Consider the following 24208-nt stretch of genomic DNA (forward strand, 5'->3'; position numbering starts at 1 on the left):
ATCCGTCCCGCATCCACACCGAGGAGCATCATGAAGCGACAACTCCCCCGACTCGGCGAGCTCGCCGAGCTCATGCAGTTCAAGCGTCCCGACCTCGACGCCCGTCGTCGCCGGCTCGACGCGGCCCTCACGATCGACGACCTGCGGGCGATCGCCAAGCGGCGCACCCCGGCCGCCGCCTTCGACTACACCGACGGCGCCGCCGACGGCGAGGTCTCGCTCACCCGCGCGCGGCAGGCGTTCGAGGACGTCGAGTTCCACCCCGACATCCTGCGGCCCGCCGCGAGCGTCGACACCTCGACGACCGTGCTCGGCGGCCCGAGCTCGATGCCCTTCGGCATCGCGCCCACCGGCTTCACGCGCCTCATGCAGTCCGAGGGCGAGACCGCCGGCGCCGGTGCCGCGGCCGCCGCGGGCATCCCCTTCACGCTCTCGACGCTCGGCACCACGACGATCGAGGAGGTCAAGGCGGTCAACCCGCACGGCCGCAACTGGTTCCAGCTCTACGTCATGCGCGACCGCGAGGTCTCGTACGGGCTCGTCGAGCGGGCGGCCGCCGCGGGCTACGACACCCTCATGTTCACGGTCGACACGCCCATCGCCGGCGCGCGCCTGCGCGACAAGCGCAACGGCTTCTCGATCCCGCCGCAGCTGACGCTCAAGACCGTCGTCGACGCGATCCCCCGCCCGTGGTGGTGGTTCGACTTCCTCACGACGCCCAAGCTCGAGTTCGCGTCGCTGTCGACCACCGGCGGCACCGTGGGCGAGCTGATCAACAACGCCTTCGACCCGACCATCTCGTACGACGACCTCGACGTCATCCGCTCCATGTGGCCGGGGAAGCTCGTCGTGAAGGGCGTGCAGAACGTGCCGGATGCGGTGCGGCTCATCGAGGGCGGCGTCGACGGCATCGTGCTGTCGAACCACGGCGGGCGCCAGCTCGACCGCGCGCCCGTGCCGTTCCACCTGCTGCCGCAGGTCGTGCGCGAGGTCGGCCGCGACGCGACGGTCATGGTCGACACGGGCATCATGCACGGCGCCGACATCGTCGCCTCGGTGGCGCTCGGCGCCAAGTTCACGCTCATCGGCCGCGCCTACCTCTACGGCCTGATGGCCGGCGGGCGCCAGGGCGTCGACCGCACGATCGCCATCCTGCGCTCCGAGATCGAGCGCACCATGGCGCTGCTGGGCGTCTCGTCGCTCGACGAGCTCGAGCCGCGCCACGTGACGCAGCTGCAGCGGCTCACGCCGATCGCGCGCGACGCGGCGGAGCGCATCGAGGGCTGAGCGGGCGACTCCTCAGGCCGCCGGCACCCGCCGGCGGCCGGCGAGGCGGCGGCGCAGCAGCAGGCCGAGCGCGAGGCCGAGCGCGACGCCGACGAGGTCGGCGACCGCGTCCCACGGGTCGCCCGAGCGCTCGGCGAGCAGCGCGTGCTGGATGAGCTCGGATGCGACGGCGTGGGCTGCGAGCGCCGCCCCGAGCCAGGCGGGCGCGAGGCCCGCGAGCACGCCGAGCAGCGCCGGCGCGAGGAACACCGCCGCGTGCAGCACCTTGTCGAGCCCGGGCGCCTGCGGCAGGTCGGACGGCGGGCTCGGCAGGTAGAGCACGACGAGCTGCGCGACGAGCGCGAGCGCGAAGAGCGCCCCCGCCGCCCGACGCACGCCCACTCGCATGCGTCGATCGTCGCATCTCTTCCACAGCGGCCCGACGACCCTGCCCCCGGAGTCATCCCTGAGCGCATCATCGGATCATGGCAAGTACGGGGAAGCGGCCCATAACGCGTTGCGTTCATAACGCCACGCGTGATGCAATGCTCTCGTGATCAAGTCGTTCGGAGGAGCGATGAGCAAGCTGGAGCCAGTGCACCCCGGCGAGGTGCTCCACGAGGAGTTCCTCGTGCCGCTGGGCGTCACGCAGCACCGGGTCGCGGTCGCGATCGGGGTGCCGCCGCGCCGGATCAACGAGATCGTCCATGGCAAGCGCCGCCTCACTGCCGACACGGCGCTGCGGCTCGCACGCTACTTCGGCACGTCGGCGCAGTTCTGGGTGAACCTGCAGTCGCGCTTCGACCTCGAGAGCGAGCGCGACCGCATCGGAGCGCGCCTGGAGGAGATCCGCCCGCTGCAGTCTGCCTGAGGCGCAGCACGTCTCTACATGGGTTCAGCCCTGGAGCTCCATCCGGACTCGTTCGAGCGCTGCCCGCCAGGGGATGCGCTCCTGCTCCAGCCGCATGTCGCCCTCGTCGCGCAGGCGGTCGAGCGCCGCTTGCTCGTGCGCCTCGAGCGTCGGGTAGCTGCCGCGCGCCGGCTTCGGTTCGGGCACCCACAGGTCGCGATGCGCGAGCAGCACCGCTTCGTCCATCAGGAGGCTGCGGACCCGCGGCAGCGCCGTGCGCAGCCGGTGCAGGATCGCGAAGCCATTCGAGTCGAGGTCGCCCCAGTACAGCACCTGAGTCGCCACGATCCAGGGCACCCGCGCGAGCTCGGCGACCGCGAACCCGGAACCGTGCACCGCAACCACGCCGTCCAACGGCGGCAGCGACAGCAGCGTCTCGAGGTTCTCGAGCACCAGCACCGTCGGGGCGCCGACCTCCAAACGGGCGAGCTCATCGATCGACGCCCCGAACGAGCGAGGCGCACCGGGCAGCATGTTGTCGTCGAGCAGCCGAGCGCGGAAGAGCTGCTCAGCGCCGACGACGCCGAGGCTCTCACGCCCGGTCGCGGCGAGCACGAGGGCCGACACGACCGCCCGGTGCGACGCGAACCACTTCGAGTCCACGCCGCGGATGGGCAGCTGGCGCGGACGCATCCCGTCGACCGGGTGCTCGCAGATCCAGCGTGCCGCGGCGAGCACGGAGGCAAACTCGTCCTCGGCGTAGTCGGCGAGCGCTGTCGCGTGGGTGCGTGCTGCCGTCGCGACCGCCTGCCCGCCTCCCAGCGCGGCGATCGCGATCGCCACTCGCGATCGCATCCGCGCCCACGCATCCGCCGACGCTCGTCCCGCGAACGCGGCCAGGGCGTCCGCCCCCGAGATCGTCACGCGCACCGGCACGGTCTGCGCGCCGACGCGGCTCCACGCCCGCACCTCCCACTCCACCTCGACGCCCGGCTCCTCTGCCGCCGTCGCCCAGGCGTCGCGCCACCCGAGCACCGCGCCCGGCAGCTCGAGCGCCTGCCGCTCGGTCGGCGCGTGGAGCGCGACCCGCACCGTTGCGACGGAGGCAGCCTCTGGATCGCACGCCCAGTCACGCGCACGCGTCGCGACCCGCGAAGCCACGCGCAACCGCGCCTCATCCACCCCGATCACCGGACCTCCGAGAACCCGAGCTGGTCGACCGTCGACTGCCGCTGTGTCGGGTTCTGCACGACGGCCACCCCGCCGATGTACGGCTCGAGCGTCTGGAGGAGCTTGAGCGGCGTGGCGAGCACCATGTGGAAGCCGAACTCGACGAAGACATCCATCGCCATGCGCGTGTAGGCGCTGTCAGCCTTGTCGAACGCCTCGTCGAGGATGACGGTGCCGTAGCGGGGCATGTCGGCGCCGTCCTCCGTGAGCTGGTATCGGAGCGCCGCCGCGAGGCAGAACACGACGAGCTTCTGCTGCTGTCCGCCGGAGAGCGATGCACCCGAGTCGTAGGTGGCGTGCACGAGGCCCGCGCTATCGACCACCTCTGCGAGGAAGGACACATGCAGGCGCGTGTCGAGGCACAGCTCGCGCCACTTGCGGTCGGCGGCATCGCTCGAGGCGAGCCGCGCCATCAGCTGCGCGAGCACCTCGAAGCGCCGCTCGGCGGAGGCCGCGTCCTCGTCATCCCAGCTGCCCTCGGCGATCTGCGCCAGCTCGGCAAGGAAGCGCTGCACCACGTCGCCGCGCGTCAGCTTCACTCGGATGCGCAAGAACCGGTCGCGGTCGAACTGCGACCGCCCGAGCGACTCGTTGACGGGCGCAATGCGCTCGCGCACCTCCTTCGGCGCATCCAGCAGCTCCTTGCGCAGGAACCCGACGACGAGGCTCGACTTGTCACGCAGCAGTCGCCGGAAGCTCTGCTCCTGCGAGGGCAGATCGTTGGCCTCGATCGTCACGAGCAGCGCCCTGAACCCGGCGCGGTCGTCGATGCGGGCGACGAAGTCGGCGGATGCGGCGGCCCACCTGGCCTGGAAGCCGGTCGCCGCCGCGGCGAAGTCCTGCGCGGCCAGATCGCGCTCGCCGATCGCCCGCTCGCGCTCCCGGCTCAGCCGACCCTCGACCTCGCGGGAGGCGTCGGCGAGCTCGGCCAGAGCGATGCGACGCCGCATGTCGCGGAAGTGCGCAACGAGTTGCTCGACCGCCTCCGACTCGAGCTCGCCGCGCCCGTCGTCCGCGACGGCTCGCTCTGCCTCGGCGATCAGACCGTCAAGCCGCTCGAGCTCGAGCCTCGCCGTCCGCTCCATGGCGACTGCCTCGTCGGCGGCGGCACGGGCGGCGTCTGAGACGGCCCGGGTCTCCTCGACGGCCGAGGCCGCCCGCTGCAGGTCGCTGCGCGCGCTCGTCAGGGCTGCGCGCTGCCGATGCAGCTGGGCGACGCGCGCACCGGCCGCCTCGGCGTCGTACTGCTCCCAGGATTCCGACAGCAGCTGCTTCAGCTGCTGCCGCCGACGGATGCTCAGCGAGACCTCCGCCTGCAGCAGCTCGACCTCGCGCGCGGCCGCTCGCACGTCGGCCTCCGCCTCCAGGTGCTGCGCCACCAGTGCCTCGTGGCGCGCCTCGCTCGATCCGAGCAGCCACCGCGTCGGGTCGTCGACGGCGAACCGGTCATCCTTCTCGTAGCGGGTGGCCGAGCGCTTCACCTGCCCGCGGATCGTCACCGCGCGAGCGAAGCGGTCGAGCTCATCGGCCGTCTCGACGCACGCGACGTCGAACTGCTCGGCGAGCCTGTGCGAGAGCCAGTCGTGGAAGCCGCCGGCGCTCACCGTGAGCTTGCGCACCAGGGAGACGTCGCTCGCGAGCGAGCGCGGCGAGCGAGACGTCGCCTCGACGAGCTCGTAGTCGAGCTTCAACCCGAGCGATGCGCCGTCGATCCAGCGCCGCGCGGCCGTGAGGTGCTCGGCCCGCACGAGCAGGGTGGTGGCGAGCGGGCGCAGCACCCGCTCGATCGCGCCTGTCCAACGGCGCTCCTCGGGCCTCACGTCGAGCAGCTCGCCGGCGAAGGGCACCGCTTGCTCCGGCACGCCCAAGTGGGCGGCCAGCCGCGATCGCACGTCGAGCCGACGCGCATCGATGTTGCTCCGGGAGCGCCGCAGCGCCTGCAGCTCGGCGTCGATGCGCTTGCGCCGGTCGGTCGACTGCGCGAGCCGCTGCACGGCGGGATGCTGCATGTCGAGCTTGGCCGCGGGCTGCCGCAGCTCGTCGTCGGCCATCGTGCGCAGCTCGACGAACTGCGCCTCGTCGCGCGGCGCCTGCTCGATGCCGACGTCGGCGAGCTGCCGCGTCAGCCGCTCGAGCTGCGCCCGCCGGTGCGCGACCTCGCGCTGCGCGTCCCCGATGCGTCCGTCGAGCTGCGCCAGGTCAGCTCCGCCCGCGCGGTCGAGCGCCTGCTGCGCCAGCCGATGATCGTCGGCGGCGGCCGCATCGCCCTCGCGCGCCGCGGCGAGCGCCGCGCGAGCCTGCTGGGCAGCGACGTCGGCGATCGTGCGCTCCTGGCGAGCGAGCCGCAGCCGCTCCCGCGCCTCGAATGGCCGCACGAGGTCGCGCAGCGCTTCGGCTGCGACGGCGCGGGCGGACGCGTCGTCGTACCGGTCACCGATGTCGCGCATGACGGCGAGCGCGTCGCGCTGCAGCCGCAGCTCGACGACGTGCTGGTGCGCCGCGTCCAGCTCGCCGAACTGCTGCACAGCATTGTCGGCGATCGTGAACGTCTGCGGCCGGTCGAGCATGAACGTGCGGAACAGGTGGTCGAGGCCGCCCAGGTTCTTCGCCGACTGCGTGCGGTGCAGCAGCTGCAGCGCGTTGTCGCCGCTGATGCCCAGCAGGCTGCCGAGGCGCGCGTAGAACTTCGCGTGCTTGCCGCTCGTGGTGATCACCGCTCGCGGGAACGCGCGCTGGAGCCCACGCGTGTCGATGCCGTTGGCCTGGCTCGTCACGAAGCCGCGCAGCCGTTCGAGGTCGAGCTCCCCCTGCTCCAGCAGGTAGGCGTCGCGCAGATCGCTCCTGTCGGTCGACGTGCCCTTCAGGAACATGAGCCTCGCCAGGCTGAGCGACCCATCCGCGCCGTCCCCGTAGCGCAGCAGCACGCCGCTCACGACCGTGCCGGGCCGCAGGAACCGGCTGACGACGCGGTCCTGCTCCTCGTCGGCCGTCTTCGACCACGCGCCGCGCACGTAGCTGACGATGCTGCGGTCGCCGCGAGCGGCACCTGCTCCTTGCGCGGCAGCGTTGAACTGGAGCATGCCGTCGGGCGTGAGCACCGCCGCGATGCCGTCGAGCAGCGAGGACTTGCCGGAGCCCGAGCCGCCGGTGATCAGATGCCCCTTGCGCGCCACGTGCACCCGATGCAACCCGTCGAAGGTGCCCCAGTTGAGCAGCTGCACCTCGGCGAGTCGCCACTGCGCGCGCTGCTGCGGGGCCTCGAGGCCGGGGATCTCGAGCATCGTCATCGCTCCGACTCCTCGTCGCCGGCCGAGACGGGCTCGCGGTCGTCGAGCGCCGCAGCCCCGCGCTCGATCGCACGCTCATACTCGAGGCGCAGCGCCTCCACGCGCTCGTCGTCGAAGATGAGCCGCAGTGCCGGCGAGATCTCGACCCTCTCGTCGCCGCCGGCGCGATGGATGAGTCCGAGCTTGTTCATGAGCTTGGTCCAGGAAGCGTTCATGCGGCGCTCGAAGTCGGCGGGGTCGCGCGCCACGCGGTAGGGCGCGAGCTGCTCGTACACGTCGGCCCGATCGATGAACACGCGTCGTTCCCCGCGCGCGGCCAGGAGGTGCTGACGGAGCACGAGCAGCATCAGCGTGTCCATGAAGGTCAGCGGTCGCGTGCGTACGGCGAGCGGAACCGCCCGATCGCCGGCGTCGACCGGGCGCACGAACGCGATCTCGTCGGCGCGGTCGATCACGAGGTCGAGGAACAGGTCGTGCAGGCGCGAGCGGATCGCGTCGGTGTCGGCCAGCAGAGCGAGCCAGAGCCGGCCGCGGTTGGCGGCTGAGAGGTAGGGTCCCTGGACCAGCTCGAGGAGCGCACGCCTCGAGTCCTCGCGCAAGCTCCCGACGTCGCCCGGCCACAACGTCGTGAAGCCTGACGACGCATCCGTCTCCTGCTGGTCGCCCTCGATCGACCCTGGCGTGCGCGCGTCGGTCATGTCGGAATCCTCTCGGTGAAGCTGTGGGTGCGCACGCGAGCGCTGCGGCGGGCGCCGTCGGCCCCCGACCAGGTCACGGACTCCGTCTCATCAGCCGAGACTCTGCCGTGCCGGGCCGCGAGCGTCATGAGTCCGACGACGCTCGCGACCCCCTGCGTCGCTGACCACTCGTCGAGCAGCGCGGCGACGGTGACGGCAGCCGTGCCGCGCAGCCGGTCGTTGACCACGCCGCTCAGCTCCGCGAAGTCGATCTCGGTGTCGCGGGCGAGCGCTCGCAGCTGCTCGAGGTCGGCCAGGCCCGGCTGGTGCGCGACGACGTGCACATCGACGGCGAACTCGGAAGGGTCGTGGAAGGCGAGCGCCCCAAGGCTGGAGAGTTCGACGGAGGTGAGCGGCAGTTCGATCCCGCTGGCGTGGAAGGGCTTGACGTGCTCGGCAGCGCGTTGCGCCGCGGCGAGCGCGGCGCGTATGGAGCGCTGCAGCGCGCGATCGCGCTGGAAGTCCTGCGACTGCACGTAGCGGCGCAGGCCGCGCGCGAACTCGGCGAGCACGCCGTGGATCTCGTGGCTGCCGAGCTTGAGCGTGTGCAGGAACGTGCGCAGGAACCGGCGCTCGGCCGTGGTCATCGCATGGCTGAGGTCACGATCGAGGAGGCTCGCGATGTCGTCCTCGAACGCCTCGCTGCGCTCGGTGTCGAGCACGAGCGCCGAGAACGCGCTGAACGTGAGCCCTTCGTCGGTCTGCTCGATGAGGTCGACGCCGCGGAAGATCTCCTCGACGACGCTGCGCTGCGACTCGTCGGAGTCGAGCAGGCTCGCCATGAGCTCGTGGTTCAGCTGATCGAAGCGGGCGCGCACGCGCTGGAAGTCGGAAGGCACGTCCTCGGCCAGCCTGAGGATCTCGGCGACGCGCTCCTTGGCCCGAGCCGCATCGAGCGGTTCGAAGCGGCCCTCGCCGATCGCCTGGATCTGCGCGTCGATGACGGCTCGCTCTCGCTCGAGCGCCTCCCGGCGGCGGGTGCCGTCCGGGTCGGTCTCGACAGCGAGCCGCTGCACCTGATCGCGGATCGTCATCAGCCTCGACTCGGTCGCCGTCGCTCGCGGCTGCTCGATCTGCTCGAAGATGCGGATCGCGCGCAGCGCCTCCGAGGAGAGCTCTACCGTCTCTGCTCGCGCCGCCGGTGCGGGGCGTCGGACGAGCCAGCCCGCCGAGCGCCAGGCCGCGGCGTACGCGACGCCGGTCTGCGGCAGCGCGAAGTGCGACCGCAGCGCGTCGAGGTCGGCGTCGAGCAGGTCGACGAACTCCTCCGCCGGCATGCGGCGGGTCTGTCCGCCGAGGTGCCTCGAGAGGAGCGCGACGATGATCGGCGCGTGCTCCGCGCGCAGCAGCGCGAACGCGGCGTCGGTGTCGACCAGGCGCCGCAGGCGCAGTGCCGCCCCGAGCGCCGTCACAAGCCTCGCCTCATGGCTCCATCCTGGCTGAGGCGGGTGACACGGTCGCTCGCTCCACGCCGACCCGCGCATCGACACCCGTCGTAGCGATCAGATCTATCGTTTGAGTTCGAGGGTACGACTCCGAACGGGAGGACGGCGCACCCCGCGAGGAGCCGCCCGACCGCGTCGCGTAGCGGCCGGGCCGCTGTCCCCAGCACCTGTCGACGTCGCGAACATATCCGGCGAACGTGTTAACTTCTTGGCTGTTTGGGTAACACATTCGACCGAAGTGTTGAGGAAGCCGACATGTCATCGTGGACCCCGCACGAACCGTACAACGACCTGCCGCCACGTCCGCGCCCTGTCCAGCCTCCCAGCACGCTGCTGCTCGAGGCGGCAAGCGCACTGGGGCGCGCGGATGAGGCAGCTCGCTCCATTCCGAATCCGGGCGTGCTCGCGGCCGTCGTTCCGATCTTGGAGGCGCAGGCCTCTTCGGCCATCGAGAACATCGTCACCACCAGCGACGAGCTCCTGCGCGAGGCCGCGGGAGTCGGAACTCCGACTCCCGCAACCACCGAAGCCCTGCGGGCACGAAGCGCACTGATCGTAGGCGTGGACGCACTCCGTGCTCGGCCCGTCTCCCCCGCGATGGCGACCCTCGTCGCCGATGAGCTCATGGGTCATTCGATGCAGTTCCGGCGGGGAGGTGGCGTCTACATCGGTCGTCCAGACGGAACGCGCGTCTACACGCCCCCAGAGGGCCACGAGCGGATCGCCTCACTGCTCGATGAGTGGGCGACCTACGTGCACGATGCATCGGTCGACCCGCTCACTCGGATGGCGCTCAGCCACTACCAGTTCGAGGCGATCCACCCGTTCCACGACGGCAACGGGCGAACGGGCCGCATCCTGAACCAACTTCTGCTCATCGAGAGCGGCCTGATCGAGCAGCCCGTGCTCTATCTGTCCGGCATGATCAACCACCGGCGGCGCGACTACTACGAGCGCCTGCTCGCCGTCACCGCAGAGGACGCATGGGAGCCGTGGCTCGAATTCATGCTGCTCGCGGTTCGCGATGGCTCCCACTGGTCGCTCGAGAGAGCCGTTCGCGTTCGCGCTGCCTTCACGACGGCCGCCGAAGAGATCGATCGTGTCCTGCCGAACGGGGTGAGCACGAAATTCGTCGACGTCCTCTTCCGCAACGCCTACGTCACCATCCGTGACGTCGTGGAGGCTTGCGGCGTCACGCGCCAGACCGCTTCGAACTGGCTCCATCGGCTGAGCGATAGCGGCCTGATGACGGAACTGCCATCAGGCCGCACGAAGGCCTTCGTGAATCGGCCGTTCCTCGCCGCACTCGTCGAGGACTGATCGTGCCCACAGGAACTCGGACCGATCAGGCCTGAGCCGGGTCACACCGTCGCCCTCGACAGGTGCGGGTGCTCTGCGACGAGCGACCGGATCCCGTCGGTGATGACGCGCACCCGCAGGAGCTCGGTGAGGTCGCGCGGCACGACGAGCCAGTAGGTGCGGCGGATGCGCAGCTCCTCCGGGAGCACGCCCACGAGCTCCGGGTCGGCGCCGCCGATGTAGGTCGGCAGGAGCGCCACGCCGAGGCCGGCGCGCGCGGCGCTGTGCTGGCCGGTGATGTTGTTGGTCTGCAGCCGCGCGTGGGCGCGCGGCAGCAGCTCGTCGAGGATGCGCAGGGGCGCCACGTCGAGCAGCGCCTCGACGTACCAGATGAGGTCGTGGGCGCGCCGCAGCTCTTCGACCGTGACCGGGGTGCCGTGGCGCTCGAGGTAGGCGCGCGAGGCGTAGCAGCGCAGCTCGTAGTCGGCCAGGTGCTGCACCGCCGCGGCGCGCGGCGAGGGCCGCTCGAGCGTGACGGCGACGTCGAAGTCGCGCGCGGTGATGAGGTCGTGGCTCGTCGCGGTGATCACCTCGACCGAGAGGCCCGGATGCGCGTCGAGCAGCGGCCGCAGGCCCGGCACGAGCACGTTGGCGCCGAAGCCGTCGGGCGCGAGCAGCCGCGCGGTGCCGCTCAGGTCCCCGGCGCGCGAGACGACCGCCTCGAGCGCCCGCGCCATGCTCGACTCGACCGCCTCCGCGTGCGGCAGCACGAGCCGCGCGGGCTCGGTGATGCGCCAGCCCTGCGGCGTGCGGTCGAACATCCGCACGCCGAGCTCCTGCTCGAGCCGGCTGATGCGCCGCGACACCGTCGTCTCGTCGACCTGCAGGCGGGCGGCGGCGTCGCGCAGCCGGCCCGTGCGGGCCACCTCGAGCAGGTAGCGCAGGTTCTCGGCGTCCATGCATCCATTCTGCACTTCTGCAGTCGAGTCTGCGCGTTTGGGCGTTGACGCCTGCATCCGCGCATCCCAGGCTGGGAGCATCCATCCCCGTCCTGCGGGGCCGAGAACCACGAAGGCGTGCACCCGGTGAGCATCGACATCAACACTCCCCCGATCCTCCGATTCGGCGCGGGCAGCGTCGACAGCATCGGCGAGCTGCTCGCCTCCTCGGGCGCCGCGCGGCCGATCGTCGTCACCGACCGCTTCCTCGTCTCCACCGGCGTCGCGGCCCGGGTGGCGGAGTCACTGGCGGCGTCGGGCATGGAGGCGGCGGTCTACGACGGCACGATCCCCGACCCCACCACCGACTCGCTCGAGTCGGGCCTCGCCGCGATCCGCGAGCACGGCGCCGACAGCATCGTCGCGCTCGGCGGCGGCAGCCCCATCGACACCGCGAAGGCCCTCTCGGTGCTCGCCGTGCGCGGCGGGCACATGCGCGAGCTCAAGGCGCCGTTCCAGTTCATGGGGCCCGCGCTGCCGGTGATCGCCGTGCCCACCACCGCCGGCACCGGCTCCGAGGTGACGCAGTTCACGATCATCACCGACAGCGCCAACAACGAGAAGATGCTGTGCGCGGGCCCCGGCTACCTGCCGAAGGCCGCGGTCGTCGACTACGAGCTGACGCTCTCGATGCCGCCGCGCCTCACCGCCGACACCGGCATCGACGCGCTCACCCACGCCATCGAGGCGTACGTGAGCCGCAAGGCCAACCCGGTCTCCGACGTGTACGCGCTCGCCGCGATCTCGCGCATCGGCCGCTACCTGCGCCGCGCCTACCGCGACGGCGACGACCGCGAGGCGCGCGAGGAGATGATGACGGCGGCGACGCTCGCCGGCATGGCGTTCTCGAACGCGTCCGTCGCCCTCGTGCACGGCATGAGCCGGCCGCTCGGCGGGCACTTCCAGATCGCGCACGGCATGGCCAACGCGATGCTGTTCGCCGAGATCACCGCCTTCTCGGTGGGCCACGCCGTCGAGCGCTACGCGACCTGCGCTCGCACGCTCGGCGTCGCATCCGCCGACGACGACGACCAGGCGGCCGCCGACGCGCTCGTCGCCGAGCTGCGCGCGCTCGCCCACGAGCTCGAGGTGCCGACGCCCGCGAGCCGCGGCATCGAGCAGGCCCTCTGGGAGGAGCGCGTGCCGGTGATGGCGCAGCAGGCGCTCGCCTCCGGATCCCCCAACAACAACCCCCGCGTGCCGACCGCCGAGCAGGTCGAGCAGCTGTACCGCGCGATCTACGCGTGACTCCCGCTGGTTGAGCCGGTCCGTGCGCGAAGCGCGCAGACCGAGTCGAAACCACCCACGATCCCAACGCAACCAGGAGCATCCATGAGCATCACCGAAGAGACCACCGAGACGACGACCGTCCACCACTGGATCGACGGCCGCCCGCACGAGAGCGCCGGCGACCGCACGGCGCCCGTCTACGACCCGGCGCTCGGCGTCGTCACGAAGCACGTCTCGCTCGCCGACGACGCCGACGTGCGCGCGGCGATCGCGTCGGCGTCGGCGGCGTTCCCCGCCTGGCGCGACCTCTCGATCGCGAAGCGCCAGGCGATCATGTTCCGCTTCCGCGAGCTGCTCAACGAGCGCCGCGGCGAGCTGGCCGAGATCATCACGAGCGAGCACGGCAAGGTGCTGGCGGATGCGGGCGGCGAGATCGCGCGCGGCCTCGAGGTCGTCGAGCTCGCGACCGCGTTCCCCAACCTGCTGAAGGGCGCGTACTCCGAGAACGCCTCGACCGGCGTCGACGTCTTCTCCGTCAAGCAGCCGCTCGGCGTCGTGGGCATCATCAGCCCGTTCAACTTCCCCGCGATGGTGCCGCTGTGGTTCTTCCCGGTCGCGCTCGCGGCCGGCAACACGGTGGTGCTGAAGCCGAGCGAGAAGGATCCCTCGGCCGCGATGTGGATGGCCGCGCTGCTCAAGGAGGCGGGCCTCCCCGACGGCGTGCTCAACGTGCTGCACGGCGACAAGGTCGCCGTCGACGGGCTGCTCACCGCGCCCGAGGTGCAGGCGATCTCGTTCGTCGGCTCGACGCCGATCGCGCAGTACATCTACGAGACCTCGGCCAAGCACGGCAAGCGCGTGCAGGCGCTCGGCGGCGCGAAGAACCACATGCTCGTGCTGCCCGACGCCGACCTCGACCTCGTCGCCGACGCGGCCGTGAACGCCGGCTTCGGCTCGGCGGGCGAGCGCTGCATGGCCGTCTCGGTCGTGCTGGCGATCGACTCGGTCGCCGACGCCCTCATCGAGAAGGTGCAGGAGCGCGTCGCGACGCTGCGCATCGGCGACGGCCGCCGCGGCACCGACATGGGCCCGCTCATCACCGAGGCGCACCGCGACAAGGTCGCCGGCTACATCGGGATCGCCGAGGCCGACGGCGCCGAGGTCGTCATCGACGGCCGCGGCATCGAGGTCGACGGCGAGGCCGACGGCTTCTGGCTCGGCCCGACGCTGCTCGACAAGGTGCCCACCACGTCGAAGGCCTACGAGGAGGAGATCTTCGGGCCGGTGCTCTCGGTCGTGCGCATCCAGTCGTTCGAGGAGGGCGTCGAGCTCATCAACTCGGGCGCGTTCGGCAACGGCACGGCGATCTTCACGAACGACGGCGGCGCCGCGCGCCGCTTCCAGCGCGAGATCCAGGTCGGCATGGTCGGCGTCAACGTGCCGATCCCGGTGCCCGTGGCCTACCACTCGTTCGGCGGGTGGAAGCAGTCGCTCTTCGGCTCGTCGAAGGCCTACGGGGCCGCCGGCTTCGACTTCTTCTCGCGCGAGAAGGCCATCACGCAGCGCTGGCTCGACCCGAGCCACGGCGGCCTCAACCTCGGCTTCCCCGAGAACTGAGCCGCGGATGCGTCGCGAGCAGCTGCGCGGGCGGGGTGCGGTCGTCACCGGCGGTGGCGGCGGCATCGGCCGCTCGATCGCGATGGCGCTCGCCGGCGCGGGGATGGATGTCGTCGTCGCCGACGTCGACGTGGCGGCGGCCGAGCGTGTGCGCGACGAGGTGCGCGCGCTCGGCCGTCGCGCCGTGGCCGTGCGCTGCGACGTGTCGCAGCTCGCCGAGGTCGAGGCGCTCGCGGATGCGGCGTATCGCGAGCTCGGCGACATCGCGGTGCTCGTCAACAACGCGGGCGTCACGTGGCGGCCGTACCGGGCGAGCTGGGATGCGTCGGTCGACGACTTCGCATGGATCATGGGCGTGAACTTCTGGGGCGCCCTCCACGGCCACCGGGCGTTCGTGCCGCGCATGGCCGCGTCGCCGCTGCCGTCGCACATCGTGAACACGTCGTCGGCGGCGACGCTGCGGCCGGTGCCCGGCCACGCGGCGTACACGGCGTCGAAGGCTGCGATCGACGGCTTCTCGATGGCGGTGCGCGCCGAGTACGAGGCGGCCGGGCTAGACATCGGCGTCACGCTGCTCTATCCCGGTCCCGTGCGCACCGGCTTCGCCGGCAGCGAGCGGCTGCGGCCCGAGGCGGATCGCGCCGAGACGCGCGGCGTCGTGCCGTGGTCGAGCTACACCGACGGGCAGCCGATGCGGGCGGGTGCCGAGGCGCCCGGCGCGATCGACCCCGACACGGTCGGCCCCCTCGTGCTCGACGCGATCGAGCACGACCGCCCCTACGTCATGACGCACCCCGTGCCGCCCTTCCTCGCCGAGCGCGCCCGCCAGCTCACGGAGGCCGCGCCACCGGCTCCCCACCCGTCGGTCGAGTAGCGGCCGCCCCAGCCCCGCTGGTCGAGTAGCGGCCGGCTCTGCCGGCCGCGTATCGAGACCACTCCCGCCCCGGCGCCCGCCCCCACCCGCTGGTCGAGGAGCCGCCGCAGGCGGCGTCTCGAGACCACACTCACCCCACGGTGAGCGTCACCGGCCCGGCGTCCCCATCCTCGAACGCCCACGCCACCACCACGACCTCCTGCGCCGACTCCCCGAACAGCTGGATGCTGGGGTTCCGGTCGCCCCCGGAGTCGTCGTCCCGGTAGGTGGTGTCCGAGTCGCTCATCTGCGCCCACAGCACCGCGTCGAAGTCGGCGATCGCGCTGACGGCCTCGTCGCCCTCGGCGATGGTCGCAATGGCGACCCCCGGCCGCCCCGGCTCGACCGCGAGCGCGACCTGCTCCCCCGGACCCACCGCATCCGTGCTCGTCACCACCTGCAGCTCGAAGCCGGTCGCATCGCCGCCGTACTCGGCGACCTCGATCGTGTAGCTGCCGGGCTCGAGCACCGTCGCGAGCAGCGGGTCGCGGGTGCTGGTGTCGAGCGCGAAGCCGCCGGCCTCGTCGTAGCCGTCGTCGTTCTCGACGTCGGCGCCGTCGCCGACGATGCGCAGCGTGAGGTCCTCGTCGTCGGTCGAGGAGGCGGTGGCGACGACCGCGGCGCGCTGGTCGATGAGCAGCGTGAGCTCGGCGGTGCCGTCGCCGGGGATGAATCCGGTGCGCACGTCGCCCTCGTCCGGCGAGCCCTGCGCGATCGGCTCGAGGCTCTCGGGCCTCGGCACCGGCGGCGGGCTCGGGATGAAGCACCCGGTGAGCGCGAGGGCTGGCATCGCGACGAGGAGGCTGGCGGCGGCGACGCGGCCGACCTGTGCGTGGCGCATGCTGCGGACCCCTTCCGATGCGGTGCGGCTGCCCGGCTCGATCGTAGGCCGAGAGGACTGAGCGTCGCGTTCTCGCGCGGACCGCGCCTCGCGATCCCATCATGAGCCAGGTCGCCAGCCTCAGCAAAGCGGCCGATTCAAGACAGCGAAACAACGGATTCGCTACAGCGTTCTGCCGGATTGAGATACGGTGGCACCATGCGCCCGACGCTCGACCGCCACATCGCCGCGCGCGCGAGAGAGCGCCTCGAGTACTCACCGATGCTGGTGATCGAGGGCGCGCGCCAGGTTGGCAAGAGCACGCTGGCCCGACAGATCGCCGCGGAAGGCGCGGTGCACGTGACGCTCGACCATCAACCGACCCGTGACGCAGCGGCGGCCGACCCAGAGGGCTTCGTCGCCCAGGCCGGTGATCGTCAGCTGGTCATCGACGAGCTGCAGCGGCTCCCGCTCCTGACGCTGGCCCTGAAGGCAGCGATCGATGAGGAGCGGCGGCCAGCTCGGTTCATCACGACGGGATCAGCAAGTCTGCTGACGGTGAGAGGTACGGCCGACAGCCTCGCGGGGCGCGCTTCGCGTCTGCGTCTCCACGGCTTCAGCGCCGGGGAGCGAGCCCAGACCTTCGACGACTTCGCGCAGCTCGTGCGCCAGCATGGGGTCTCACGGTTGATCGGTGTCGCCGGCATCTACCAGCGCGCTGGCTATGCAGGACTGGTCACCCACGGCTCCTTCCCTGACGCTCAGCTGCTGCCCGAGCGCGCACGCAACGCGTGGATCGACGACTACCTGCAATCGCTCGTCTCGCGCGACCTGCCGGAGCTGCGACGAGAAGTCCGACCCGCGCGCGTGATGGCCCTGCTCCGGGCACTGAGCGGGCGGCAGTCGTCCGAGCTGGTGCGCGCCCGGCTCGCGACCGAGGTCGGCATCCCCAGCTCGACGATGCCGAGCTATCTCGACCTGCTGCACGATGTGGGACTGATCGCGACGCTGCCGCCGTGGACGCCGAACCTCGCCAAGCGCGAAGTCGGAAAGCCCAAGGCGCTGGTGCTCGACGGTGCCATCGCGACGCGGCTCACTCGGGTGACCGCACGCCAACTCGCTTCGCTCGAGTATGGCGAGGCGTTCGGCGCCTACCTCGAGGCGTGGGTGACGGCAGAGCTGCTCAAGCAGCAGACGTGGTCGGAGCAGGAGTTCGAGCTTTTCCACTACCGCGATCGGAACGGTCACGAGGTCGACCTCGTCCTCGAGTTCGCCGATGGCGCGGTGCTCGGCATCGAGGTGAAGGCGTCGAGCTCCTACAGCGCGCAGCAGTTCCAGGGTCTTGTGAAGCTGCGCGACAAGCTCGGGGAACGCTTCCTGGGCGGCATCGTGCTCGGCACGGCGGAGCATGGCTACCGCTATGCCGATCGCCTCGTCGGCGCGCCGGTCTCGGCATTGTGGGAGGCGTCGACGCGCTGACGTACGGCGGCATCAGCGCGGCATCGGGGGCGCTGTCCGCCCTGAGCGTCAGTGCGTCGATGTCAGCGGCCGTCGCCAGGCTGAGCCTCATGCACCTCGATCTCGACACCATGGTGGCCATGCAGCGCTCGCGGCTGGCCGAGTTCGTCGGCGGCCCGCTCGACGGCACCGTCACCGACGACTGGGAGCCCGTGCCCGGCACGACCGAGGTGGGGGCGCCGATGGCGCGCATGCCGGTGCCGTACCCGATGGGCGATGCGGTGGCGATCGTCTACGTCTGCATCGGCCGCACCGCCGACGGTCTGCGGTGGCACATGCGCTACGTCGCCCTCGAGGGGCCGGACGGCGACCCGCTCGACGTGCGCTCGGAGCCGCCGGGATAGGGTCGCACCATGGCCGAGCGCACCACCTATCTCCTCGTCGACGGCGAGAACATCGACGCGACGCTCGGCATCTCGATCCTCGACCGCCGCCCGGAGCCGCAGGAGCGCCCGCGCTGGAACAAGGTGCTCGACTTCGCCGAGCGCACGTGGCAGCAGCCGGTGAAGGGCCTCTTCTTCCTCGCCGTCTCGCACGAGCTGCCGGCGTCGTTCGTGCAAGCACTCATCGCGATGGGCTACCGGCCGGTGCCGCTCAGCGGCGAGGGCAAGGTCGTCGACATCGCCATCCAGAAGACGGCGGATGCGCTGGCCGCCCGGGCAGACGACGTCATGCTCGTGAGCCACGACCGCGACTTCGCGCTGCAGATGCAGCGCCTCGCGCAGGACGGCGCGCGCCGCGTCGGCATCGTCGGCTTCGGCGAGTTCATGGCCGGCGACCTGCGCGACGTCGACGGCATCGAGTTCTTCGACCTCGAGTACGACGTGGCGGCGTTCAACTCGCGCCTGCCGCGCGTGCGCATCATCCCGATCGACGAGTTCGACCCGTTCGAGTTCATCTAGGCCCGACGAGGAGCGGATCCATCGATACAGTGCGATCGGTTGTCACCGGTCGGCATCACACTCAGAGTGTGGATGCGCGCGACGGATTCGAGATCACTCCAGTGGCACTGCCCGAGTTTCGCATCGCCCGTCCGCATCCTCGGCTTGGAGATCCCGATTTCGACCCGGTCGACGCTGTGCTCGACTCGCCAGAGTTCCGCGACGCGATCATCTGGAAGGCACAGGGCGGAGAAGCGGCACTCCTGGAGGACGCTAACGGCCTTGCCGCGAAGGTGCGTGGGCTCGACGACAACCGATTCGGCATCGTGAAGCGGCGAGCGGGATCGGTGACGCCGTTCGCTCAGACGCTCAGGATCGGGGATGCCTGGATCGTCGAAGTGCACGACGGAACGGACGACGACTGGGCTCACCGTGTCCTCCGCGCTGCGCGCAGCGTCCCCGCCGGACAACTCGACCCCGCAGAGTCGTGGAACGCATCCGACGCCGCGGACATCATGTGGTCGTGGCTGCACGGCGATCGCCTCGAGCACCTGCAGCGAGTTCCGCTGCGATGAGCACGCACCGCTGAGACAGGGGTCGCCGCAGAACCGTCATCGTTGCTGGTGCGGCGGCGTGCCGCGCGCCTGCGCCTCAGCAGCCGCACTCGCCGGAGAGCGACAGCTGCATGCCGCAGGTCTCGCATATTCCGGGCGACGCGACGCGGCTACGTCGAACGCTCTCGCCTCGCCAAGATCCATGATGCGGGTGGCGCACCCCCACAGAGCCTGGCAGCTGCTCGCTGTCGAACCGATCGACGTCGCCGACCAGATCGAGCACCTCTTGCTCCGAGCGGAACCCGATGGTCGAGCCCGTGTGCACCCGCAGCGCGGTGCCCTCGTCGGAGCGCTCGACGCGGAAGTGGTCGCTGTACCGAATCAGGGTCGAGTCACCCAGGTGCTCGACGAAGCCTCAGATGAACGGCTGGTTGTGCTCGTGCGTTCGCATCTCGCGGAACGCTTCGCTCAGCGACTCGAACCTCTGGCGCTCCATGGCGGCCTCCTGTCCTGCATGGGTCGATCGCAGCCCCGATCGCTGACATGTCAGCGGTGACCCGCACCATCGTTCCCACGGATCGAACAAACGGAACCAGAGATGACGACCACGCAGGAACGGATCACATCAGCCGATCTCGGCTGGTGGCTCACGAAGTCGGCCGAGCTCGAGTGGACCTTCGCGAAGACGTACGCGAAGACGGCGCCGCACAGCTACGTAGCACGCGGCCGGACCGCCGGCATGAGCGACGAGGACTACATCCGGGCTGGCCGGGTGATCCACACCTTCGGCCGACCGGGCAAGTTCTACGACCGCACCGAGATCTACCTGGAGGCCCGAGGCATCAAGTGGTGGACGATGGATCGCGACGTGCGCGACACCGGACTCATCAACCAGGCCCCGACAGACCGCCTCTATGGCGTGCAGGACGCGCCGAGCACGGAGTCCATCTTCACCTCGCCGTATGACGAGCTCGCCTCCGGCTGGGATGCAGAAAACCCCACGTCGGAGGCCCTCGCCGGTGCACTGACCGCGGCCTTCGAACGCCTCCGATCGACGTACCCTCCATCGGTGCTCGACATCGGATGCGGCACAGGTCGCGTACTCGACCTCGGGCTCGCGCGGCCAGAGCGCTACGCGGGAGTCGACCCCAGCGGCGCAATGCTCAACCACCTCGTGCGCAAGCACCCGAGGGTGGGCGCCGTGTACCCGTTGCAGCTGGATGTCCCCGCGGCGCCGTGGTTCACACACGGTCAGTTCGAGATCGTGACGGCGCTGATGCCGCCCGGCGACGCACTGTCGGCTCCGTTGATCGAGGAGCTTCGGCGGATCGCGAGTCGCGGCGTGGTCGTCGGCGACGGTGATGACGTGCACGTGCTCGACCCTGTCGCGCCTCAGAACTGAGAGGTCGCGCGCAGCCTGCGAGCCGGCTCAGCCACGCTCGCGCTCAGTGCGCTCCGATCGCCGCGCCTGCGCAGCGCAGAGGTCGCATCGGAGGACACCTTCCCAGGCGAGATCCTCGCGGCCGGTTACGGCGCACTGCCCCATGCGGCGTCGGCGTTCCTCCTCGGTTGGTGCTGACGCGACGCAGCCACATCCGCGCGGCGGTGCTACAGACGCCGAATCCTCGCGAGAAATTTGCTGGTTCGCCGCGCAGCGTTGGCAAAGGACCGCTGCGGCTCGTCCGCCGCCGAGATCATCGAGACTCTTGGAAGTTCCGACTTGAGATCAGCCGGGACCTCTTCGACCCAGAGCGAGCCCCGGCCCGATGACCGATCAGCCTTCACTGCATCGGCAGCGTCGAGATCGGCAGCGTCGAGCCTAGAGCGGGAGCGGCTTGAAGAGCACCGTGCGCATGGCCCTACCCTGCTCGTTGATCTGCGTCGCCCCCCACTTCCCATCCTGCTTCTGAAGCTCGGCCATGTAATGAAACTTCAGGCTCTGGTCAGACGTCCCGTACTTGGCCACTTTCCAGTCGGGAGTGTGATCAGAACGGATGGAGTTCTCCGTGCGCGTCATGAGGCACAGGTTGCCGAAATCATTCACGGAGGCTCGTTGCTCGGCCGATTCAGCAAGATTGACGGGGAGAAAGTGCTCAATTGACGTGCGATAGGCAAAGCGGAACCCTGCGGCATTCACGCTTGGCAAGCCCTCCGGTGTTTCGTCCAGGATCACGCTGCTCCACCACAGTTTGTAGTCAAGCAGGTTGAGGGCGAAATGGGGTACTCCCGTGCCGACATCGAGGGTGCTTCCTTCTCGAGCACCGAGCTCTTCGAGATCGTCCTCCGCCATCCTATGGAGACGCAAGATGAAGTCAGCGCCATCGACGTGGTTCTTCTTGGCCCAAGACCTGTCAAGATATTCGAGAATCCGGTACAGGAACTCCTTATACACACGCCGCTGATGCGTTACCTGATACATCGCCTGGAGCATCAACACTTGCTGAGTTGCCTCGCCAAACGCGTTGGACGCTGAGAGTTTTGCGCTTCTTGTTTCGGGTTGAATGCGACGGAGACGATGAATCACCCAGTTGGAGTCCGCACCTGGGCCCGGTTCATCCAGCGGCTTGATGACAAAGTTGTCGAACAAGAACTTCGCGCGAAGCAGCCGGAAGGCGAACGCCAGCGCACTGTCCGCAGTCGTGATCGCTCGCTCGAACAGCGCGACAAGTTTCTTGTCGTCCAAGGGGATCTCCACTTGGCCATCGACGTGCATCCGAAGGACGTGAAGTAGAAAATTCGGGAAATCGATGATCGCGCCGTACCTGCCAGCGTCGCCGTCGTCCTGGACGCCTCGGCTGTTAACCCCGACCTGTTGCTCTCGTTCCTCAAGCACCGAGTCTAGGAATCTGCCGCCTGCAGCGAGAGCCTGCTGAGCAGGCTGAACCCTGCTAGCGAGATCTTCGACGTCCGTCGGTTCGAATCTGTCCCATCCGCTGCCGCTGCTGGTCCCAGGGTGGCCGAAGATCGCTGACCTAGGGTTCGGCTCGAATCGCGCTTGGACGTGCCGGGTGAAGTCCGAGCACGCGTCCCAGACAGTCGAGAAGAGTGCTCGACCCTCGCTGTCCTCGCCGATCAGTCCCAAGAGGTGCGCCTTGACGATCTCGTGCTTCTCCAGCTGCTCGCCACGCGTGTTCATGACCTCGAAGTAGTGGTTCAGGTCAGTTTCCGGCGGAAGCTCCGTCAGCACGAGCCGCACCCTGTCGAGGAGGTACCCCAGGACGTTGCTCGCCATGTCCGACTCGGCGTCGTAGCTCGGAGCGGCGCCCTGGTCCGCCAGCATCCGCACAAGTCTTGTTCCATCGCTGAGCAGGTTCCCGAGCGCTTCGGCGCCGGCCTTGATGCCGTCGTCCTGCAGCGCCTTCATGGCCGCCGACCGCGTGTCCGATCGGGCAAGCACAGCCAAATCAAGGTTGGAACGTTTGCGCTGCTCGAAGGAAAGCAGGCGGTCCGAGATCTCGAAAGGAGCGGGCAGCTTCGTGAGAGCCGGTCTTAACTCAGGGTGAGTCAAGGCAACGAAGAGAGTTGTGAGGCGTTGCTGCCCGTCAATCACGTCGAACAGAGGCTGGTCGGACTCTATGTCTCGCACCTCGTGCAGCACGAGTGAACCGATGTAGTAGTTGGGGCGGTCAAGAACGCTTACGATGTCACGGACGAGAGTCTCGATCTCGAGCCTTCCCCAGGCGTACGCGCGCTGGTAGATGGGCACTCGGAATCGGCGGCTACCATCGAAGAGCTCGCGAATCGTGACGAAACGGGGCCGACCGGTCATCGCTGCAGTCCCCGTTCGAGCCCCCATAGTCGCTGAATTACCTCGGCATCTGTCGGGTTCCGCCGTGATCGGTCCGCACCGTAGAGTTTCGGCTCGGGCACCGTCCGGTCGAGTACTTCACGTGCAGACAATGCCTCTCGGATCTCCCGGAACAAGTTGACGCCCGCCACTTCCGGTCCACCGTCGAGCGCGTGGTTGTTGATCGTCTCCCGCTTCACGGCAAACTTGCTGGCCCGCGGCAGCACGGCAAAGCGGGCGGCAAGGCCCGCAAAGCGGTCGCGCTCCTGCGAGCCGAAGCGGTCATGGTAATACAGAAGTAGAGCGTCCAGGAGCCCGCGGACGTATGCGTAGCGGGACCGGTCGCCACCAGGCTCGCTCTGCTCGTCAATCGGCGCGCTCACCGATGAGCGCCACGCGCCCCACAGCGGACTGAGCTCCTTCGGAAGCTCGTCGAAGTTGAAAGCATGCAGGCCGAGCCGGACCCCTTGTTGGTAGTAGTGCCAGACCATGCGAAAGAAGGTCTCGCCATTGAGGATCGGTTGGTCGATCTGGTGTGGATACTCAATAGGCTTCATCATGCGGAAACGGGCCAGAGTCGCATTCTCGGATCTGAAATCGTCGATGTAATTCTTGGCGTATACGAAGGAACGCGCCCAGTGATTCTCCTCGTTGGTGCCGTCACGTTCGCGGATACCCTTGAACATCCCGATATCCGCTGCCGTGAATCCCTCTCTTGGAACCGGCCGGCCCGCGGCCCAACGACGTATCTTGAAGAGGTACTCCGCAAAGAGGGCGTTGACGTGCGCCGCTGGGATGCTTTCCCAGAGCTCGACGACCTCACGCTTCATCGCTATGTCACTTCTACCGCTGCCGATCTCTCTCAGGTGGAATGCCTTCAACAGGTCGGTTGGATAAAGCGGCCGCCCTCTCGCGTTCTGCGAGTCGAACATTTGGAAAGCTTCATCGAGGTTTGCCAAGGTGACGACGACGACTTCGCACTGGAGGAAGACGGCGTCGGAGAACGCTCGCAGGGCATCGACGTCCCAATCCTGAACAAGGCGCGCTAGGAAAGCGCGGTTCTCCTTTGCCCGGGCAGCCGTCCGCTCCGCCCCGAATGGCGATAGTCGTAACCGAGCTACATCCCTCATGCTGGGATCCACGCCGGTCTCTCTGAGAACGGCAGCGAGGAGGTGCAAGGTGGTCAGCCGTTGCTGACCATCGACGACATCAAGGATGTCGTCACCGCGCTCATCCGCATGTCGATGCAGGATCACCGTGCCGATCCGGTAATGGCCGCTGGGCGTGAACCTCTGGATATCGTCCACGAGTTCCGCGACATTGCGAGCGCTCCACGTGTAAGGCCGCTGGTAGTCCGGAATCCGGAGGTTCGCGTTTCGAAGCAGTTCATGCACCTTCCACACCGCGACATGCGGGCGCACGTCGCGAGTCGACAACACATCAGGCAGCGCGGCAGTCACAATCGCAAAGGTAGCGAATCATTGCCAGGCACCGCGCGGGGAATCATCTGTGCAGTCCCCTCCGCTCGCCGGTACATCGCACTCCCGGAGCACGGCGCGACAACCAGGAGGGCGCGCAGAATGCCTGCACTTGAGCGCAGCGGCTTCGGCTGCACGCCACCAATCTGATGGCCCCGCACAGCCAACGGCGGGGTCACGTCCCGCTGAGTGGTGGAGTTTCTCGACACCGTGCGGTCAGTTGTTCTGATTATGCAGCAGCGAGTTCTGGCATGGCCACCTCCTCGTGCATCAGGTCGAGCAGGCGCATGGAGTTCTC

Annotated in this window: 20 protein-coding genes; 11 read left to right on the forward strand and 9 right to left on the reverse strand. The window is 69.4% G+C overall.

Annotated elements, in window-relative coordinates:
- The first annotated feature begins 30 nt into the window (after positions 1-30).
- Entirely contained in the window at positions 31-1287 is a 1257-nt protein-coding gene (locus tag FQ330_RS05725; RefSeq protein ID WP_146355901.1) for an alpha-hydroxy acid oxidase, read from the forward strand.
- 12 nt (positions 1288-1299) lie between these two features.
- Here the strand turns inward: FQ330_RS05725 and FQ330_RS05730 are convergent, their stop codons facing one another.
- Positions 1300-1674, reverse strand: a complete 375-nt coding sequence (locus tag FQ330_RS05730; RefSeq protein ID WP_128189028.1) for a VanZ family protein — start codon at positions 1672-1674, stop codon at positions 1300-1302.
- A 169-nt stretch (positions 1675-1843) separates the two neighbouring features.
- On the opposite strand from FQ330_RS05730, the gene FQ330_RS05735 reads away from it, so the two are divergent.
- Positions 1844-2137, forward strand: coding sequence for a HigA family addiction module antitoxin (locus FQ330_RS05735; RefSeq protein WP_146355902.1), 294 nt, complete (start codon positions 1844-1846; stop codon positions 2135-2137).
- Positions 2138-2161: 24 nt separating this feature from the next.
- Here the strand turns inward: FQ330_RS05735 and FQ330_RS05740 are convergent, their stop codons facing one another.
- From FQ330_RS05740 to FQ330_RS05755, 4 genes are read right to left on the reverse strand one after another with little or no spacing between them, the layout of a single operon-like run.
- Positions 2162-3307, reverse strand: coding sequence for a Wadjet anti-phage system protein JetD domain-containing protein (locus FQ330_RS05740; RefSeq protein ID WP_128189026.1), 1146 nt, complete (start codon positions 3305-3307; stop codon positions 2162-2164).
- Positions 3304-6633: an ATP-binding protein gene (locus tag FQ330_RS05745; RefSeq protein ID WP_146355904.1), complete on the reverse strand. Its 3330-nt coding sequence runs from the start codon at positions 6631-6633 to the stop codon at positions 3304-3306. The genes FQ330_RS05740 and FQ330_RS05745 overlap by 4 nt, the downstream gene beginning before the upstream one ends.
- The gene (locus FQ330_RS05750) at positions 6630-7331 is read right to left on the reverse strand and encodes a DUF4194 domain-containing protein (RefSeq protein WP_146355906.1); all 702 of its coding nucleotides are present in this window, start codon (positions 7329-7331) and stop codon (positions 6630-6632) included. The genes FQ330_RS05745 and FQ330_RS05750 overlap by 4 nt, the downstream gene beginning before the upstream one ends.
- Positions 7328-8782, reverse strand: coding sequence for a DUF3375 domain-containing protein (locus FQ330_RS05755; protein WP_192575855.1), 1455 nt, complete (start codon positions 8780-8782; stop codon positions 7328-7330). The genes FQ330_RS05750 and FQ330_RS05755 overlap by 4 nt, the downstream gene beginning before the upstream one ends.
- Positions 8783-9070: 288 nt before the next feature.
- Between FQ330_RS05755 and FQ330_RS05760 the strand changes: the two genes are divergently transcribed.
- Positions 9071-10135 (forward strand): Fic family protein, encoded by a 1065-nt coding sequence (locus FQ330_RS05760; protein WP_146355910.1) that lies wholly within the window; start codon positions 9071-9073, stop codon positions 10133-10135.
- A 41-nt stretch (positions 10136-10176) separates the two neighbouring features.
- Here FQ330_RS05760 and FQ330_RS05765 read toward each other — a convergent pair whose 3' ends face one another.
- Positions 10177-11073: a LysR family transcriptional regulator gene (locus FQ330_RS05765; RefSeq protein WP_146355912.1), complete on the reverse strand. Its 897-nt coding sequence runs from the start codon at positions 11071-11073 to the stop codon at positions 10177-10179.
- Between the two features lie 126 nt (positions 11074-11199).
- Here FQ330_RS05765 and FQ330_RS05770 point away from each other — a divergent pair, with 126 nt between their 5' ends.
- From FQ330_RS05770 to FQ330_RS05780, 3 genes are all read left to right on the forward strand, one after another.
- Positions 11200-12360 (forward strand): iron-containing alcohol dehydrogenase, encoded by a 1161-nt coding sequence (locus tag FQ330_RS05770; RefSeq protein ID WP_146355914.1) that lies wholly within the window; start codon positions 11200-11202, stop codon positions 12358-12360.
- A gap of 84 nt (positions 12361-12444) precedes the next feature.
- A complete protein-coding gene (locus FQ330_RS05775; RefSeq protein ID WP_146355916.1) occupies positions 12445-13959 on the forward strand; it encodes a CoA-acylating methylmalonate-semialdehyde dehydrogenase in 1515 nt (504 codons plus the stop codon).
- 7 nt (positions 13960-13966) lie between these two features.
- Complete coding sequence (locus FQ330_RS05780) at positions 13967-14833, forward strand: SDR family NAD(P)-dependent oxidoreductase (RefSeq protein ID WP_146355918.1); 867 nt, start codon at positions 13967-13969, stop codon at positions 14831-14833.
- A gap of 130 nt (positions 14834-14963) precedes the next feature.
- Here the strand turns inward: FQ330_RS05780 and FQ330_RS05785 are convergent, their stop codons facing one another.
- Entirely contained in the window at positions 14964-15713 is a 750-nt protein-coding gene (locus tag FQ330_RS05785; protein ID WP_146355920.1) for a hypothetical protein, read from the reverse strand.
- 198 nt (positions 15714-15911) lie between these two features.
- On the opposite strand from FQ330_RS05785, the gene FQ330_RS05790 reads away from it, so the two are divergent.
- From FQ330_RS05790 to FQ330_RS05810, 5 genes are all read left to right on the forward strand, one after another.
- The gene (locus tag FQ330_RS05790; RefSeq protein ID WP_146355922.1) at positions 15912-17171 is read left to right on the forward strand and encodes an ATP-binding protein; all 1260 of its coding nucleotides are present in this window, start codon (positions 15912-15914) and stop codon (positions 17169-17171) included.
- 89 nt (positions 17172-17260) lie between these two features.
- Positions 17261-17554 carry a hypothetical protein gene (locus FQ330_RS05795; RefSeq protein ID WP_146355924.1) on the forward strand — a complete coding sequence of 98 codons (294 nt, stop codon included), beginning with the start codon at positions 17261-17263 and terminating at the stop codon, positions 17552-17554.
- Positions 17555-17563: 9 nt separating this feature from the next.
- Positions 17564-18112, forward strand: coding sequence for an NYN domain-containing protein (locus FQ330_RS05800; protein ID WP_146355926.1), 549 nt, complete (start codon positions 17564-17566; stop codon positions 18110-18112).
- Positions 18113-18180: 68 nt separating this feature from the next.
- Positions 18181-18666, forward strand: coding sequence for a hypothetical protein (locus FQ330_RS05805; RefSeq protein WP_128189781.1), 486 nt, complete (start codon positions 18181-18183; stop codon positions 18664-18666).
- A 577-nt stretch (positions 18667-19243) separates the two neighbouring features.
- Entirely contained in the window at positions 19244-20047 is an 804-nt protein-coding gene (locus FQ330_RS05810) for a class I SAM-dependent methyltransferase (RefSeq protein WP_146355928.1), read from the forward strand.
- A 417-nt stretch (positions 20048-20464) separates the two neighbouring features.
- On the opposite strand, the gene FQ330_RS05815 is transcribed toward FQ330_RS05810, so the two are convergent.
- The gene (locus FQ330_RS05815; RefSeq protein ID WP_146355930.1) at positions 20465-22441 is read right to left on the reverse strand and encodes a DUF262 domain-containing protein; all 1977 of its coding nucleotides are present in this window, start codon (positions 22439-22441) and stop codon (positions 20465-20467) included.
- Positions 22411-23892, reverse strand: a complete 1482-nt coding sequence (locus tag FQ330_RS05820) for a DUF262 domain-containing protein (RefSeq protein ID WP_164877124.1) — start codon at positions 23890-23892, stop codon at positions 22411-22413. Before FQ330_RS05820 ends, FQ330_RS05815 begins: the two co-directional genes overlap by 31 nt.
- Positions 23893-24208: the final 316 nt, after the last annotated feature.

Source organism: Agrococcus sediminis (assembly GCF_007923295.1).
Lineage (GTDB): Bacteria > Actinomycetota > Actinomycetes > Actinomycetales > Microbacteriaceae > Agrococcus > Agrococcus sediminis.